A 15,502-nucleotide genomic window follows, 5' to 3' on the forward strand; every position below is an offset into this window, starting at 1 on the left:
AATGTCAGACCTTAACCAGTGCACAATCACCGGCCGCCTTGGCGCCGACGTTGAAGTTCGCCGCACTCAGGACGGAAAGCCAATCGCCAACCTTCGCGTTGCATCGTCCGAGACCTGGCGCGACCGAAACAGCGGCGAGCGCAAGGAAAAAACGGAATGGTTTAACGTCGTGATTTTCTCCGAAGGCCTTTGCAAGGTCGCCGAGCAGTACCTGAAAAAGGGAAGCCACGTTCTCCTGCAGGGCAAGATCTCTACTCGCAAATGGCAAACTCAGGACGGCCAGGATCGGTACTCGACGGAACTGGTTCTGCAGGGCTTCGACGCCAAGCTAATCATGCTCGACGGCCCGAGCGGCGAACGCCAGCCCAAGCCGCAGCAGCGCGATCAATCCAGCTACGACGATTACGACGAGCCGAAGGGCCAAGGCCAATCCGCGAACTTCTCGCGCGATTTGGACGACGACATTCCGTTCCTCATGGAGTGGCGTTGATGGCCAAGAAACCAGAGAAGCCCGTTTACGCATTCATCCGGCGAGGCGACTCCTTGCGTCCCGAGATGGAGTACGACCGGCAAGCCCTAGAGGGCATCGAGGATGGCCAGCGCGTCAAGCTCGAAATCAAGCAATGGCGCAACCTGGACCGGCTCAAGGCCTATTGGGCGACATTGCAGGACTGCGTTGACGCGACAGGCTGCGCGCCCAGCAAGGAAGCGCTGGACGCCTATATCCGGCCGGCAGTCAACTTTGTCGACACCATCCGCCTCGCCAACGGCTTTCTGGTTGGCGTCCCGCGAGCGATCAACACCAGGCAGTGCGACGAGCCCGAGATGATCGCGTTTTTCAATTCGGTCACGGAATTGCTCGCGAGAGATTTCGGATACGTCGCGCCAACTCCTGAGGAAAGAGCGAGGGCAGCAGCATGACAACAGCAGCAATAGCAGTCGGTTTTGCAGCGGTCGGGTGTGTTTCCGCCGCTGCCTACATGGCCATCAACGGCACAGAGGGCTGGGGCTGGTTCTTATTTGTCGGGCTCCTGATGGTCAGCTCTATGGCGAAGTGGGTCGCACTATGACCCCAGAGCGCAAACTTGAACTCATCCAGAGCCTTTACGTCAAACATCCCCACATGCGGATCTCCAACGTCATGCATTACGTGCAGAAGCGGGAGAAGGCGGAAGAACTGCGCCGGCCGGCAATCAACCAGCGTGGCGTCGTCGCGATGATCAGGCGCCTAACCGGAAAGGCCTGAGATGCGAGCGACCGACGAATGGATTGCCAAGCACGACGATCAGGCCATCCCGCCTCGGGTCCGCCTGCGCGTGTTCGAACGATATAACGGCATATGCCAGTTATCGCAGCGGAAGATCATGGCCGGCGATGCTTGGGACTTGGACCACGTCAAGGCCCTATGGCGCGGCGGCGAGCACCGGGAAAGCAACCTGCACCCGGTTCTGAAACAGCCGCATCGCGAGAAGTCCGCCGAGGAGCAATCCATTCAGGCGAAGTGTGACCGGATACGCAAGAAGCATTTGGGAATTTTCCCGAAGTCCAAGGCCAAGCTCCAGAGCCGAGGCTTCGATAGAACGAGGCCGGATACGTGAGCGGGATAGTCGAGAGAGAGAAATTCAAACCGTGCTCTGTAGATGGCTGTGAGGGTAATGCGAGCAGCTCTGCGAATGGCGCAAAAGGGTATTGCCAACGTCACTACCACCGCATGAGGGCGCATGGGGACCCACTCGGCGGTCGTACGCCTCTCGGCGAGCCACTCCAGTTCATCCATGGCGTCGCCTTACAGCACATCGGCGACGACTGCCTTACGTGGCCTTACACGAAAAACCTCAAGGGCTACGGCCGTGTCCTAGTTGGCGGCGCGTGGACTGGGGCCCACCGCTACCTCTGCACTCTCGTCCATGGCGAGCCACCATCACCAGCCCACGAGGCCGCGCACAGCTGTGGGCGTGGCAAACTAGGCTGCGTTAATCCCAACCACCTTGAATGGAAGACGCGCACGGAGAACGAGGCCGACAAATTGATCCATGGCACGCACGGCCGCGGTGAACGGTGCTCTCTGTCAAAACTCACCGAAGCGCAGGTGCGCGACATCCTCGCCCTCAAAGGCATTGAGTCTCAACATGCACTGGCCGGTAGGTTCGGCGTCTCCCGAAGCGCCATCTGCGCCATACAGAGAGGCAGGAGGTGGAGTTGGCTAACCACCGGAGAGAACCGGTCCACCCTCGCAGCCAAGGAGCAGCAGCCATGAGCGATAAGCTTACCAAGTGCCTAGCATGCAGCGGTCTAGGCTATCACCGTTGCGATTGCTGGCCGGGTGATTGCATCTGCGGCCACGGCGACGAGACGTGCGAAGAGTGCTGCGGCGATGGCTTCATCGATCCTAGCTACGACGACTTCGACCCACACTTCGAGACCCCCTCTCCCAAGCCGGAGGCGGTGAGCGAAGGAGGTGAGGACGAATGACGACGCTAGTATTCACCCCGGCCAGCCTTGCAGAGCGCTGGGAATGTTCCGAGCGGCATGTAAGGAACCTGATATCATCGGGCGAATTGCCTTCCTTCCGTCTCGGGGGCAAGCTGCTCAGAATCCGAAAAGAAGACGTGGAGAAATTCGAATGCCAGAATGGCGGATCACCCGACTACGCGGAGAATTCTGCATCACATGGGATGACAAGGACGGAGTCCGCAGACGTTATCGCCTTGGAACGGCCGATGCCCAAGAGGCGGCCCGCCGCGCCCCGGCTCGATACGCGGAACTCACTCGGCCGGTAGGAACGAACGTCAAGGCCCTATGGGATAGCTACGTGCTCGACAAGGACGGCCTAGCCGTCCTTTCTACTATGAAGCACACGTGGAAGGCCCTAGCGCCGCGCTTCGCCAATCTGGATGGCTCGGCCGTTTCCGTCGCCGACTGCAGGGCTCACACCGAGGAGCGTAGAAAGGCCGGGATCAAAGATGGTACGATCCACACAGAGCTAGGGCATTTGCGCATGGTGTTGAAATGGGCTGAGAACAACAGCCTGATCAGCAAGGCGCCGCATATAGAGCGACCGGCAAAGCCAGACCCGAAAGAATACCACATCACGCGGGTCGAAGCGGCGCGGCTACGTGAGAGCGCGAACTCTCCGCATATCGCCCTTGCAATACGGCTGCTGATAGCGACGGGAGCACGCAGCACGGCGGCCCTGGAGCTGACGTGGGATCGCGTTGATTTCGAAAGGGGGATTATCAATCTTCGAAACCCGTTCGACCGCACGCGAAGGAAGGGGCGCGCGGCAGTCCCGATGAACGATCAGCTTCGCGCCGATCTGCTGGACGCCAAGAAGGGCGCCATGTCCCCATTCGTAATAGAATGGGCCGGGAACAGGGTGAAGTCGATTAAGAAGGGATTGAAGGCCGCGGGGAAAGCGGCGGGGCTGCCGGAGGTGTCGCCGCACGTTTTGCGCCACTCCGCTGCTGTGTGGATGGCAGAGGACGGGCACAGCATGTCAGAGATTGCCCAGTTTCTGGGGCACAGCAATACGAAAGTGACCGAGAAGGTGTATGCTAGATTCAGCCCGAATTATCTGCGCAATCTAGCCTCGTCCCTGACCTTCTAATTTACGTAGTGCTCCCTGGCACCACTGAACCTGTAAACAAGAACGAAACATGATTGATGTGCCTAAAACAGCATGTTGCGTAGCGCTCTTTTCCCGGAAACACAGGGCTTGCAGCACGGGGAAGAATGTTGACATCGTAGGGGTCACAAGTTCGATCCTTGTCACGCCCACCATCCCAGTTTCAAAAGGGCTTACGGGAGACCGCAAGCCCTTTTTCAATTCCCCCAGCCTCGCTGATCCGAGCAGAGCATTTTCGCCCTTAACCGAAGCCGAGACCGAAACCCGTGAACGGCGGCGATTCTGCCGGCTTGCCGAAAGCGCGCGCGGGATTTTCGAATCGTTGTCACATGGTTTTCATGTTCGCTTGTTAAGAGATACCCACCTCGCCATTGACCACGGATGTACTGGCATCGGCTGAAGGTGTTGAGGAAGGTCGGGTTCAGCCCGGCCTTTTTTCTTGCGCGGAGCCGTGCCGGCGCCAGCGCGCGCCGCCGGAAATAATCTGGCGCGGAAGATGACGCGCGCGCAATTTTGCGCTACTACCCCCCTGCAACGGCGCTCTGCGATCGTCACATCCGCCTAATGACATTCGTCCGTGAAGGAACACGTTCATGCCTGCCTATCGCTCCCGCACCACCACCCACGGCCGCAACATGGCCGGCGCCCGCGGCCTCTGGCGCGCGACGGGCATGAAGGACAGCGACTTCGGCAAGCCTATCATCGCGGTGGTGAACTCGTTCACGCAGTTCGTGCCGGGCCATGTGCATCTGAAGGACCTCGGCCAGCTCGTCGCGCGCGAGATCGAGGCGGCCGGCGGCGTCGCCAAGGAATTCAATACGATCGCGGTCGACGACGGCATCGCCATGGGCCATGACGGCATGCTCTACTCGCTGCCCTCGCGCGAGATCATCGCCGACAGCGTCGAATATATGGTGAACGCCCATTGCGCCGACGCCATGGTCTGCATCTCCAATTGCGACAAGATCACCCCCGGCATGCTGATGGCGGCATTGCGCCTGAACATTCCGGCCGTCTTCGTCTCCGGCGGCCCGATGGAGGCCGGCAAGGTGGTGCTGCACGGCAAGACGCATGCGCTCGACCTCGTCGACGCTATGGTCGCTGCCGCCGACGACAAGATTTCCGACGAGGACGTCAAGATCATCGAGCGCTCCGCCTGCCCGACCTGCGGCTCCTGCTCCGGCATGTTCACGGCCAATTCGATGAACTGTCTGACCGAGGCGCTTGGCCTGTCGCTGCCCGGCAACGGCTCGACGCTCGCGACCCATGCCGACCGCAAGCGCCTGTTCGTCGAGGCCGGCCACCTCGTCGTCGATCTGGCGCGCCGCTATTACGAGCAGGAGGATGAGCGGGTGCTGCCCCGCAACATCGCCACCAAGCAGGCCTTCGAGAACGCCATGGCGCTCGACATCGCCATGGGCGGCTCGACCAATACGGTGCTCCACATCCTTGCCGCCGCCTATGAGGGCGAGATCGACTTCACCATGGACGATATCGACCGGCTGTCGCGCAAGGTCCCGTGCCTGTCGAAGGTCGCTCCGGCGAAAGCCGACGTGCACATGGAAGACGTACACCGGGCCGGCGGCATCATGTCGATCCTCGGCGAGCTGGACAAGGGCGGCCTTATCAACCGCGACTGCCCGACTGTCCACGCCGAGACGCTCGGCGCCGCCATCGACCGCTGGGACATCACCCGCACGTCGAGCGACACTGTCCGAAACTTCTTCCGCGCCGCTCCCGGAGGCATTCCCACGCAGGTCGCCTTCAGCCAGGAGGCACGCTGGGACGAGCTCGATACCGACCGCGAAAACGGCGTCATCCGGTCGGTCGAACATCCCTTTTCGAAGGATGGTGGCCTCGCGGTACTCAAGGGCAACATCGCGCTCGACGGCTGCATCGTGAAAACCGCGGGCGTGGACGAGAGCATCCTGAAATTCTCCGGCCCGGCGCGCGTCTTCGAGAGCCAGGACGCCGCCGTGAAGGGCATCCTCTCCAACGAGATCAAGGCCGGCGACGTCGTCGTCATCCGCTACGAGGGGCCGAAGGGCGGACCGGGCATGCAGGAAATGCTCTACCCCACGAGCTACCTGAAGTCGAAGGGTCTCGGCAAAGCCTGTGCGCTGATCACCGATGGACGCTTCTCCGGCGGCACCTCCGGTCTTTCGATCGGCCACGTCTCGCCCGAAGCGGCGAACGGCGGAACGATCGGGCTGGTGCGCGAAGGCGACATGATCGATATCGACATTCCGAACCGCACCATCAGTCTGCGGGTGGACGAGGCCGAGCTTACCGCTCGCCGCGCCGAACAGGACGCCAAGGGTTGGAAACCGGTCGAGCAACGCAAGCGCCGCGTAACGACCGCGCTCAAGGCCTACGCGGCCTTTGCGACATCAGCCGACCGCGGCGCCGTGAGAGATCTGGGCGACCGTTAAACTAACGGCATTGCAGCTGTCGAAAAGGCTCCCGCCGCGGCGGGAGCTTTTGTTTCGGAGCTGCCAATTCACATGTGCCGCGTCTCGGCCGGTGCATTCCACCAGTTGTTGTGGAGCCCGTCCATATATTGGATCGGCAGGGCCGCAAACTCGGCCGGATCGACCCCGTCGAGGCATGCGACGTTGATGGAGACGAAGGCGCCGCCGATCTCTTCGACATAGCCGTGGCCATAGGGCGTCACGCCGCACGCCGTGCAGAACCGATGATGGCCGCTCATCGTGCCGAACTGATAGTCGCCGATGCCTGCCTCCTCGCACATCAGCCGGAAATCCTCCGGCTTAACGCTTGCGCCCCAATAACGCAGTTTCGAGCAGTACGAGCAATTGCAGCGGCTGGTTCCCGCTTCGAGGTCGACATCGACCTCGAAGCGGATCCGTCCACAGTGGCAGCTGCCCTGATAGGTCTTTTGCATCCTCGTTTCTCCCCGTTTGGATCTAAATGTTCGAGACATTCCTTGATGTTCAATGATCGCAGGCTTGCCAAGCATCGAGCATAGTGACAACATGTTGTCATCTAAGCGGAACGACAATATGTTGTCAATATGAATCCAAGCTCTCGTACACCGCCCGGCGACGCCTTCGCAGAGTTCGCCATCTCGGTCCTTCGCCTCGCCGGACATCTGACCTCCGAAGGAGATAGGCTCGCGCAACCATCCGGCCAGAGCAGCGCCCGCTGGCAGGTTCTGGCCGCGGCTCGACATGCTGCCATGTCGGTTGCCGATACCGCGCGTGCACTCGGGCTCGCCCGGCAGGGGGTACAGCGCATTGCCGACATTCTGAAAGCCGAGGGTTTGATAGAGTACCGGGACAATCCCGCACATCAGCGCGCGAAGCTGATTGTGCTCACGCCGCGGGGCGAGACGGTCCTCGCCGAGATCACCGCACGCCAGACCGTCTGGGCGAATGAGCTTGGCAGCGAAGTCGGAGAGGAAAAGCTGCGGCGGGCGACAGTGCTCGTCGGAGAAATCATCGCGCTCTTCCGCGAGCGCGGTGCGGCGGCCCCGCCGTAAGCGCCGCCGGCAAAACGGTTGTTGCAAACGAAGACGGCAGCGGCGGTGTCGCCGGCTATCGCTACGCTACCCTTCCGCTCCTCGTTCCCGTGCCTGTCACCGGAATCCAGCCAGCCCAAGTCCTTGGGCTGGAAAGAACTCCCGCGCCACGGGCGTAGCGCTGCTGGTCCTTGTGACAAGCACAGAAATCAGGAAAACACGAAATCACAATGATCTCAGGTCGGGCCGATCTGAAATCATGAACGTGATCGATTCCAAGAAGACGCGGGATGCGGACGGAAAACCGCAAGCAATTTTCCTCATCCCGCTACAAGCGCAAGCAACCGTCCGTCAGCCGCCGCGCTCGATTTCCGCGAAGATCTCCTCCGCGGCTGCCTTCGATTTTCCGGGATACTTGATGCCCTTGACCGCTTCGAGGTTCGTCGGCTCTCCGACCACGATGGCGCCGATCATGCCCATGCCCAGATGCGGCGTGCATTGATACATGTAGACACCGGGCTCGCTCAGCGTCACGCTGACCTCTTCGTTGATCTTGCCCTTCCAGCTCTCTGCCCCTTCCGGCGCACCGCCCTTCATCAGAGCTGAATTGTGCCCCTTGTTCGTCGCCACGAAGGTGATGGTGTCTCCGGGCTGGGCACGCACGACTGCGGGCTCGAATGCCATTATCCGGCCGTCGGCGGCCTTGTTCAGCATTTCGATGCGAAATTCCTCGGCCTGTACCTGACCTGCGTACGCCGCCCCCAACATCGCCAAAAGCATCATTCTTGTCTTCAACGCACTCTCCTCTGCTTGACGAGCAACGCTCGCATGACGCCGATCACTCGGCCTTTCCGGCAACCGTCGAGACATAACGCGCAACGGCCTCGATTTCTTCGTCCGTGAGGATTTCGTTGGCCGGCATCGGGCCTATGCCGTTGATGACGGCCGTGCTCACCCTCTCCGCGTCGGGTGCGAGTTCATCGAGATTGGGTCCAACTTCCCCGACGGCCTCCGCATCCGCCAGCGTATGACAGAGCGCACACTGCGGTTCCGACCGTTCGAGGAATATCTCTTTACCGAGTGCAAGCTTGTCTTCTTCGGCGGATGCCGTGATCGTCGACAGGCCGATGGTTACGCAGGTGAGCACGGCCGCGATCCGGCGGCTTGAAGCATAGGTCATTTTCTGATCCGAAACTGATAGGGGAAGATCGTGAAACAGGGTTCCGCGGCATGCGCAGCGGAACCCTTCCTTTCATCAGGAGACGGTGAGCTTGACGCCCGGCGCACGCCAGCCGTTGTGGCTGTAGCCGCCTCCATTCATTTCGCTTTCCTCGGGCTGTACGTTGCCCTCGGTATCCGTCGCACGGCTGACGAGCGTGTAGGTCCCGGGCGCCAGGTCGGCCGAGAGGACGAAGACGCGCCAGGCGAAACGTCCAAGGTCGGGTCCGACGAACTCGGCTTCCTGCCACGTCTGGCCGCCGTCCACAGAGACTTCCACGCTCTTGCAGGCATTCATTCCGCCGAAGGCGACGCCTGCAATCTGAACCGGGCCCGCTTTCGCGGCCTCCTGCGCGGTGGTGATCCAGGACTTCACGGGCTGCTCCCAGACCGATGGCTGGTCGGGCGCACCTTTTTGCCCGAGCGCATGAAGGCGATAGCTGGACTTCTGGATCTTCGCGTCCGTCTCTGCCTCGGTCAGGGCGACCGTCTTCACATATTTGATGTTGTTGACGCCCGAATAGCCCGGAACGACCATGCGCAGCGGGCCGCCGTGGGCGAGGGAAAGAGGCCTCCCGTTCATCTCCCATGCCAGGATCACATTATCGAGGTTCGAGATCGGGACCGAGCGCTCGACCACCAGAAGCTTGGGGTCGAGACCTGCCGGAAGCTCCTCACCGCCCGTCCCCGTGATGAAGCGGGCGCCTTCGGCAGGCCCGCCCAGGGCCTCGACAACGGCCTTCAGAGGGACGCCGCTCCAGATGACGCAGCCCGCAGCACCCACCGTCCAGGGCGTGCCGCTCATTTTCTGACCTTCCGTCAGTTGATCCTTGAAATATTTGCGTCCATTGCCCGAACATTGCAGCACAGTCGCCGCCGTCACCAGGCCCAGAGTCTTCAGCTCGGCGACCGTGAGCGTCCGCGGCTCCTTTACGCCTGATATCTCCACCTTCCATCCGTCGCGATCGGCAAGAATCGATTCGGGAGGCGTGTTGACGTTGTTGCGGATGTAGAGCTTATCCTCGGGCGTGATGACGCTGGTGCCGAACTCGCTCCGCTTGGTCTCCAGCGTCTTGTCACTGTGAACGATCAGCGCGTCGGCGTCTTTCCAGGCAATGTAGTCGGGCAGAGGCTTCGTTTCCTTCGCCTGCGCAAGCCCCACCGGTACCGGCAGCGACGACAGCTCCGGCGCTCCCGGTCAGAAAACTCCGCCGCTTCATGGTCAGCAAGTCAATCAAGTCGCGTCTCCCTTTTCCGCAGGGCAGCATGCCCGGTCGATCTTCTTCGAATGATCGGAAGAGACGAGTGACGGCGTGGAAAATTCCCTCCGTCGGATTATTTTTCCGAAATCCGACGGTGCCGCGACTTATCGAGCGGTCAGCCGACGCAGGGTTGGCGCATCACCCCGAGGCTGGCGATGAGCCCCCCTCCCTGGCGCTCCCCTTCGCTCGCGAGCTTCAGGGAACCGGCGAGAAGGGCGAAGCGGGCTTCGTCCATGCCTCGGGCGACGAGCAGGAAGCCTTCGGCGCCGCCCGACCAGGAGGCGTGAAGAAGTCCGCCTTCGCTCGACAAGTCGAATTCCTGTCTCGCGTCGGGGCGAGTGAATCGAAAAAGGCTCAGCCGACAACCGGAGCGCCCGACATACCCCGTATGCAGGGCGGCTTTGCCGTCCACGGACGTGTCGCGCACGAAGGCGGGCGTCAAGCCGGCTGCGGTCATTTCCGGTGCAAACAGGTCCGCGGGCGCGGAAGCCGGAAGCACCGGCGGCGCTATTGAGCCCCCGACCCATGCAGCATGTTCCAGAGCGGCATCGCGAACCGCCGCATCCACCGGCCCTCCCGGCGCCCTCGCGCCCCCGAACCAGGTCGCCGCGAAGACCAGCAGCGTGACGCACGCACCCGCAGCAAACGACAGCATCCATCTACTCACCGGCCGCGGACGAGGCACGGTGACCACGACGATTTCCGGAGCCATCCCAGCCACCGCGGCCTTGACCTCCGACAGCTTCGCCGCGTGCCGCGCGACGGCCTCGTCGGACGCGATCAGACGCGCGACGCGCGACGCTTCCTCCGGCTCGAGCTCACCGTCGACATAGGCACTCAAGATTTCGGGATCGATCTCGTTTTCCGTCATTTTCGGCCTTCTCGTTGCCGGGTGAGCTGGACGACGTTGGCCTCGCCGAGCTGCGCTGCCAGTGCCCGTCTGGCCCGGCTGACGCGGCTCATGACGGTACCCTTGGGCACGGCGATCATCATTGCCACTTCCTCGTAACTGAAACCGGATATATCGACGAGTGCAAGTATCTCCCGGTGTTCCGTGCTAAGCCGGGTAAACGCCTGGCGCACGGAAAACGCATCGACCAGCACGGTTTCCGGCGCGACCGGCGCGGGCACCAGATCCGTGATGAACTCCTGTTCCAGGTCGGACCGGCGGCGGCGAGAACGGGACTGATCGATCCAGATGTTGCGCAGGATGGAGAACAGCCATGCGCGAAATGCCGGCTCCGTTTCGGGCACGTTTCGCGCATCCAAGGCGCGGGCGATGCACTCCTGGAAGATATCCTGTGCTCCGTCGCGATCGCGCGAAAGCGCGACGGCATAAGCGAAAAGCCGCGCATAATGCGGTTCCAGTCTCCGTTCAACGCGCGAGCGCATGATACCCGACATGACACCCGATCAGGGCTGCTCGCGTTCCCGCCTCGATTCTTCCGGTTCGTCCCATTTTTCCTCCGCGGCGTAGAGACGAGCGAGTTGCCCCGCTTATTCCATGATGCGCTCCCTCCGCTCGCGATTTTTCGGCGCGCTTGCCGGCTCCATCAGGTCAGTGCGAGAAGATCTGCCCGCAGACGTTGCGCGCCGCCCTCCCCCAGACCTTCGTCGAGCGCTTCATGGGTTGCCTTCCAGATCGGCAGGGCTTCGGCGAGCAGCCGGCCACCCTCCGCCGTCAGCCGCACGCGTTTCAGACGCCTGTCGCCAGGGTCGGCGAACGCCTCTACAAGGCCCCGTCGCTCCAGCGGCTTCAGCGCCGCCGTCAAGGTCGTGCGGTCCATGGCGAGCACGGCGGCAACCGCGCTCATGCTCGGCGGGTCCGGCCGGTTGAGCGACATCATCAGCGAGAACTGACCATTGGTAATCTCGAGCGGCCTCAGCGCCTCGTCGAACCGGCGGGCGAGCGCCCGGGCGGCGCGCTGGACATGCAGGCACAGGCAGGTGTCCCTGACGAAGAGCGTGGTGGAAAAAGGTATCGGCAGCGGCTTTGACATAAAATAGTAATGTTGATATCAACATAATTAGTCAAGCGCCGGCATGAGGCGAGCACGAAGGAAGCACGGAAGGATCCTTCGGCCGCTGAGCGGCGTTTCAGCGCCGCGATGGGGACGCTGTGCACGACCATGGGAGAGAATCGTGAAAATAGAGCCGCAGGAAGAACACCGATGGCTGGAACAGCTGCTCGGCGAGTGGACGGTCACGTCAAAGGATTCGACGGGAAGCGGCGAGGACAGCCAGCCCTGGATCGAAAACGTCCGCTCGATGCACGGTCTCTGGGTCGTGTGCGAGGGACAGGGCATCATGCCCGGGGGGAGCCCCGGCCAGACTTTGATGACGCTCGGCTACAATCCCGACACCAAGCGTTATCTCGGCACCTGGATAGGATCCATGATGACGCATATGTGGGTCTATGACGGCGTGATCGAGGACGACGGGAAGACGCTTGCCCTCAATTGTGAAGGCCCCGATTTCGAAAATCCCGGCAAGACTGCACGATATCAGGATAGAATAACGCTCATCGACGCGAACAGCCGAACCCTTACGGCCCGCGTCCAGACCGAAAGCGGCGACTGGAAAGAAATGATGCGCGCGGAATACCGCCGCCGCTAGAGAGGAATCGAGGAAAAGTGCGCGCGGTTTTCCGCCCGCATTCCGCGCTGACTTACAGGCGATCACGTTCACGATTTCAGGTCGACCAACGACATGAAGCGCGTGCGGACGGACCGGAACTAGCCTTCGATTGCGTTCGCGTCCCCCCACGCGACCGTCCGTCGCCACCCGCAACGACACATCCAGAACAACCGGAGGACCGACAATGCATGGGAAATTCGTCTGGTACGAACTGATGACGACGGACATGAAGGCGGCGGAAGCCTTCTACAAGGACATCGTTGGCTGGAGCGCACGCGACGCGGGAGTGCCCGGCATGAACTACACGCTCTTTTCCGCCGGAGACCACCAGGTAGCGGGTCTCATGACGATGCCGGAAGGTGCGCTCGACATGCAGATACCGCCGGCATGGCTCGGCTATATCGCGGTCGACGATGTCGACGAGACCGCCGCCAAACTCGCCGCCGAAGGCGGAACGGTCCATCGAGCGCCGGAGGACATTCCGAATATCGGCCGCTTCGCGATCGTGACCGACCCGCACGGCGCCGCCTTCGCCCTCTTCAGGGGCGACGGCGATCCGCCACCGGCCATGGAACAAATGGCTGCCGGCAATATCGGCTGGCACGAACTGATGGCCGGCGACCTCGACACGGCCTTCAGCTTCTATTCCAAGCTGTTCGGCTGGACCAAGGACCAGGCGATGGATATGGGCGAGATGGGCATCTATCAGATCTTCGCCCATAATGGTCAGCCGATCGGCGGGATGATGACCAGACCGAGAGAGGTTCCCAATCCCTTCTGGCTCTACTACTTCAATGTCGAGGCGATTGACGCGGCAATCGACCGGGCGCAATCCGGCGGCGCGAAGCTGTTGATGGGTCCGATGGAAGTGCCCGGCGGAGCGTGGATCGCGCAGTTCACCGACCCTCAAGGGGCGCTCTTCGCGCTGGTCGCGCCGAAACGCTGAAGGTTGGCGCCTCTCGAAATGCGGGAAGGCGGCGAACATCGTCGCCGCTGTCCTGCTCCGGCGATCATCTCATGCCGGTGCCGGTACCGGCGAAGTCCGGCGCCTGCCCGCGTCCTGCCCCGGCGTGACGCGGGCATGGCGGGCGAGAAAATCGAGGACGGCGCGGACGCGCGCGGGCAGAGCGCCGCCCTGGCCGAGATAGACCGCGTGAACCTCCTCGAGATCGCCCGGATTAAGGTCTTCCAGAACCGGCACGAGCCGCCGGCCGCTGACGTCTTCCCTTACGGTGAACTCCGCAAGCCGTGCCAGCCCGGCGCCGGCAAGCGCCAATTGGCGCAACCCCTCGCCATCGCTCACCTGTACCGCCCCCGAGGCCGGCAGCACCACCGTTTCCCCGCCTCTCCTCAACGGCCAGCCGTCGACGGCGCGCGCGTAGCAGAAGCCGAGCCGCTCATGCTCCTTGAGCTCCTCGATCGACGACGGCATTCCGTACCGTTCTATGTAGGACGGTGCCGCCACGATCATCATCCGCGTCGCCCCGAGCTTGCGCGCAATCAGCGTCGAGCTCTTCAGCGGCCCCGTGCGGACAGCCACGTCGGCGCGCGCCTCCATCAGGTCCACGACGGCGTCGGTCATGACGATGTCGAGGCTGACAGCAGGAAAATGCGCCCGGAACTCGGGCACCAGCGGCATCAGGACGTGGGTGCCGAACGAGGCGTTGACGTTCAGCCGGACCCGGCCGACAGGGCTCTCGCCGGCCGATGCAGATCGCTCCGCCTCGTCGATATCGGCGAGGATGCGCACCGTGCGCTCGTAGAATGCATGTCCCTCCGGCGTCAGCTGCAGCTTTCGCGTCGAGCGGTTCACCAGCCTCACGCCAAGCCGCTCCTCGAGGCGCAGCACGAGCTTGCTGACGGCCGAAGGCGTCATCCGGTAATGGCGGGCAGCAGCCGAAAATCCGCCAAGCTCCACCGCCTTCGCAAAGATCTCCATTTCGCCGGAGCGATTGACCGAGGGTCTCGACATATGAATTCAGCTCACAGATAATATTCCCGGCGACAGTCTATATCCAAAGCGAGTACAGCTCCATCTTCATGTGACTGATTCATGAGCAAGAGTGGAGTTGCACCTATGGAATATCGACGGCTTGGTTCCTCGGGACTGAAAGTACCGGTCCTCAGCTTCGGAGCGGGCACCTTCGGCGGCAAAGGGCCGCTCTTCGGCGCCTGGGGCAGTACGGATGCGTCCGAGGCGCGCCGCCTCGTCGACATTTGCCTGGAGGCGGGCGTCAATCTTTTCGACACGGCAGACGTCTATTCCGACGGCGCTTCGGAAGAGGTTCTTGGCGCCGCGATCAAGGGCCGGCGCGACGACGTCATTCTGTCGACGAAGCTGTCGCTTCCTGTCGGCGAAGGGCCGAACGCCGCCGGCTCGTCGCGCTCGCGCCTGATCAGCGGTGTGGAAAAGGCGCTGAAACGGCTCGGAACCGACTATATCGACCTGCTGCAACTGCACGCCTTCGATGCCGGAACGCCCGTCGAAGAGGTGCTGTCGACCCTCGACACGCTCGTGCGCTCGGGCAAGCTGCGCTATGTCGGCGTTTCCAATTTTTCCGGCTGGCAGCTGATGAAATCCCTCGCCGCCGCCGACCGCCACGGATATCCGCGCTACGTCGCCAACCAGGTCTATTATTCGCTGGTCGGCCGCGATTACGAATGGGAACTGATGCCGCTCGGTCTCGATCAGGGCGTCGGCGCACTCGTCTGGAGCCCGCTCGGCTGGGGGCGGCTCACCGGCAAGATCCGCCGCGGCGAGCCCTGGCCCGAGGGCAGCCGCCTACACGACACCGCCTCCTTCGGGCCGCCGGTCGACGAGGAAAAGCTCTACGACGTCGTTGAGGTTCTCCATGCCATCGCGCAGGAAACCGGCAAGACCGTTCCGCAAATCGCCATCAATTGGCTTCTCCAGCGCCCGACCGTTTCGAGTGTCATTATCGGCGCGCGCAATGAAGAGCAGCTCAGACAGAACCTCGGCGCCGTCGGCTGGTCGCTCACCGCCGAGGCGGTTGCCCGGCTCGACGCGGCGAGTGTGACGACCGCCCCCTACCCTTACTTCCCCTATTACCGGCAGGAGGGCTTCGCGCGGATCAACCCGCCGGTCGTCTGAAGAAACGGGACATGCACGCAAGCGGCGAAGCCGGCAGCTCCAAACGGGCCTGCCGGCCATCTGCCGAAAGCTTCGCCAGCGAAACATTCAATGTTTGTGATACATGGTCGAATCGGAATCGGCGGTTCAGCCGATGATGTTGCGCGAGCGGGGCGTCCGGCAGGAGT

General features: G+C 62.3%; 19 protein-coding genes and 1 pseudogene. 12 read left to right on the top strand and 8 right to left on the bottom strand.

Annotation, left to right across the window (positions count from 1 at the left end):
• Position 1: 1 nt before the first annotated feature.
• From ssb to ilvD, 8 genes are all read left to right on the top strand, one after another.
• Positions 2-490 carry a single-stranded DNA-binding protein gene (gene ssb / locus ACTJKL_RS04875; RefSeq protein ID WP_440852320.1) on the top strand — a complete coding sequence of 163 codons (489 nt, stop codon included), beginning with the start codon at positions 2-4 and terminating at the stop codon, positions 488-490.
• On the top strand, positions 487-921 hold the full coding sequence (locus tag ACTJKL_RS04880; protein WP_440852321.1) for a hypothetical protein: 435 nt from the start codon (positions 487-489) through the stop codon (positions 919-921). Before ssb ends, ACTJKL_RS04880 begins: the two co-directional genes overlap by 4 nt.
• Positions 922-1,066: 145 nt before the next feature.
• The gene (locus tag ACTJKL_RS04885; protein ID WP_440852322.1) at positions 1,067-1,246 is read left to right on the top strand and encodes a hypothetical protein; all 180 of its coding nucleotides are present in this window, start codon (positions 1,067-1,069) and stop codon (positions 1,244-1,246) included.
• A 1-nt stretch (position 1,247) separates the two neighbouring features.
• Complete coding sequence (locus ACTJKL_RS04890; RefSeq protein ID WP_440852323.1) at positions 1,248-1,598, top strand: HNH endonuclease; 351 nt, start codon at positions 1,248-1,250, stop codon at positions 1,596-1,598.
• Between the two features lie 655 nt (positions 1,599-2,253).
• Positions 2,254-2,472 (top strand): hypothetical protein, encoded by a 219-nt coding sequence (locus ACTJKL_RS04895; RefSeq protein ID WP_440852324.1) that lies wholly within the window; start codon positions 2,254-2,256, stop codon positions 2,470-2,472.
• On the top strand, positions 2,469-2,780 hold the full coding sequence (locus tag ACTJKL_RS04900) for a helix-turn-helix domain-containing protein (RefSeq protein WP_440852325.1): 312 nt from the start codon (positions 2,469-2,471) through the stop codon (positions 2,778-2,780). Before ACTJKL_RS04895 ends, ACTJKL_RS04900 begins: the two co-directional genes overlap by 4 nt.
• Positions 2,781-2,812: 32 nt before the next feature.
• Positions 2,813-3,607 (top strand): tyrosine-type recombinase/integrase, encoded by a 795-nt coding sequence (locus ACTJKL_RS04905; RefSeq protein ID WP_440852326.1) that lies wholly within the window; start codon positions 2,813-2,815, stop codon positions 3,605-3,607.
• Positions 3,608-4,218: 611 nt separating this feature from the next.
• Positions 4,219-6,057: a dihydroxy-acid dehydratase gene (gene ilvD / locus ACTJKL_RS04910; RefSeq protein WP_440852327.1), complete on the top strand. Its 1,839-nt coding sequence runs from the start codon at positions 4,219-4,221 to the stop codon at positions 6,055-6,057.
• A 68-nt stretch (positions 6,058-6,125) separates the two neighbouring features.
• Here ilvD and ACTJKL_RS04915 read toward each other — a convergent pair whose 3' ends face one another.
• Positions 6,126-6,530 (bottom strand): GFA family protein, encoded by a 405-nt coding sequence (locus tag ACTJKL_RS04915; RefSeq protein WP_324762342.1) that lies wholly within the window; start codon positions 6,528-6,530, stop codon positions 6,126-6,128.
• A 129-nt stretch (positions 6,531-6,659) separates the two neighbouring features.
• On the opposite strand from ACTJKL_RS04915, the gene ACTJKL_RS04920 reads away from it, so the two are divergent.
• Positions 6,660-7,127: a MarR family winged helix-turn-helix transcriptional regulator gene (locus tag ACTJKL_RS04920; RefSeq protein ID WP_437408062.1), complete on the top strand. Its 468-nt coding sequence runs from the start codon at positions 6,660-6,662 to the stop codon at positions 7,125-7,127.
• 330 nt (positions 7,128-7,457) lie between these two features.
• Here ACTJKL_RS04920 and ACTJKL_RS04925 read toward each other — a convergent pair whose 3' ends face one another.
• The 6 genes and pseudogenes from ACTJKL_RS04925 to ACTJKL_RS04950 form a co-directional block, all read right to left on the bottom strand.
• Positions 7,458-7,901 (bottom strand): pseudoazurin, encoded by a 444-nt coding sequence (locus tag ACTJKL_RS04925; protein WP_100672915.1) that lies wholly within the window; start codon positions 7,899-7,901, stop codon positions 7,458-7,460.
• 43 nt (positions 7,902-7,944) lie between these two features.
• Entirely contained in the window at positions 7,945-8,286 is a 342-nt protein-coding gene (gene sorU, locus ACTJKL_RS04930; protein WP_440852328.1) for a SorU family sulfite dehydrogenase c-type cytochrome subunit, read from the bottom strand.
• Between the two features lie 75 nt (positions 8,287-8,361).
• Positions 8,362-9,562, bottom strand: a pseudogene (gene sorT, locus ACTJKL_RS04935) (SorT family sulfite dehydrogenase catalytic subunit).
• A gap of 139 nt (positions 9,563-9,701) precedes the next feature.
• Entirely contained in the window at positions 9,702-10,457 is a 756-nt protein-coding gene (locus ACTJKL_RS04940) for an anti-sigma factor family protein (RefSeq protein ID WP_440852329.1), read from the bottom strand.
• Complete coding sequence (locus tag ACTJKL_RS04945) at positions 10,454-10,990, bottom strand: RNA polymerase sigma factor (protein WP_100672912.1); 537 nt, start codon at positions 10,988-10,990, stop codon at positions 10,454-10,456. Before ACTJKL_RS04945 ends, ACTJKL_RS04940 begins: the two co-directional genes overlap by 4 nt.
• A 149-nt stretch (positions 10,991-11,139) precedes the next feature.
• The gene (locus ACTJKL_RS04950) at positions 11,140-11,586 is read right to left on the bottom strand and encodes a MarR family winged helix-turn-helix transcriptional regulator (RefSeq protein WP_018096742.1); all 447 of its coding nucleotides are present in this window, start codon (positions 11,584-11,586) and stop codon (positions 11,140-11,142) included.
• Positions 11,587-11,728: 142 nt separating this feature from the next.
• On the opposite strand from ACTJKL_RS04950, the gene ACTJKL_RS04955 reads away from it, so the two are divergent.
• On the top strand, positions 11,729-12,202 hold the full coding sequence (locus ACTJKL_RS04955) for a DUF1579 domain-containing protein (RefSeq protein ID WP_440852330.1): 474 nt from the start codon (positions 11,729-11,731) through the stop codon (positions 12,200-12,202).
• Positions 12,203-12,407: 205 nt separating this feature from the next.
• Positions 12,408-13,169 (top strand): VOC family protein, encoded by a 762-nt coding sequence (locus tag ACTJKL_RS04960; protein ID WP_440852331.1) that lies wholly within the window; start codon positions 12,408-12,410, stop codon positions 13,167-13,169.
• A gap of 69 nt (positions 13,170-13,238) precedes the next feature.
• On the opposite strand, the gene ACTJKL_RS04965 is transcribed toward ACTJKL_RS04960, so the two are convergent.
• The gene (locus tag ACTJKL_RS04965) at positions 13,239-14,195 is read right to left on the bottom strand and encodes a LysR family transcriptional regulator (RefSeq protein WP_440852332.1); all 957 of its coding nucleotides are present in this window, start codon (positions 14,193-14,195) and stop codon (positions 13,239-13,241) included.
• A 105-nt stretch (positions 14,196-14,300) separates the two neighbouring features.
• On the opposite strand from ACTJKL_RS04965, the gene ACTJKL_RS04970 reads away from it, so the two are divergent.
• On the top strand, positions 14,301-15,335 hold the full coding sequence (locus ACTJKL_RS04970) for an aldo/keto reductase (protein ID WP_018096738.1): 1,035 nt from the start codon (positions 14,301-14,303) through the stop codon (positions 15,333-15,335).
• Positions 15,336-15,502 lie beyond the last annotated feature (167 nt).

It is taken from the genome of Sinorhizobium sp. 22678 (assembly GCF_052044265.1).
Lineage (GTDB): Bacteria > Pseudomonadota > Alphaproteobacteria > Rhizobiales > Rhizobiaceae > Sinorhizobium > Sinorhizobium meliloti_A.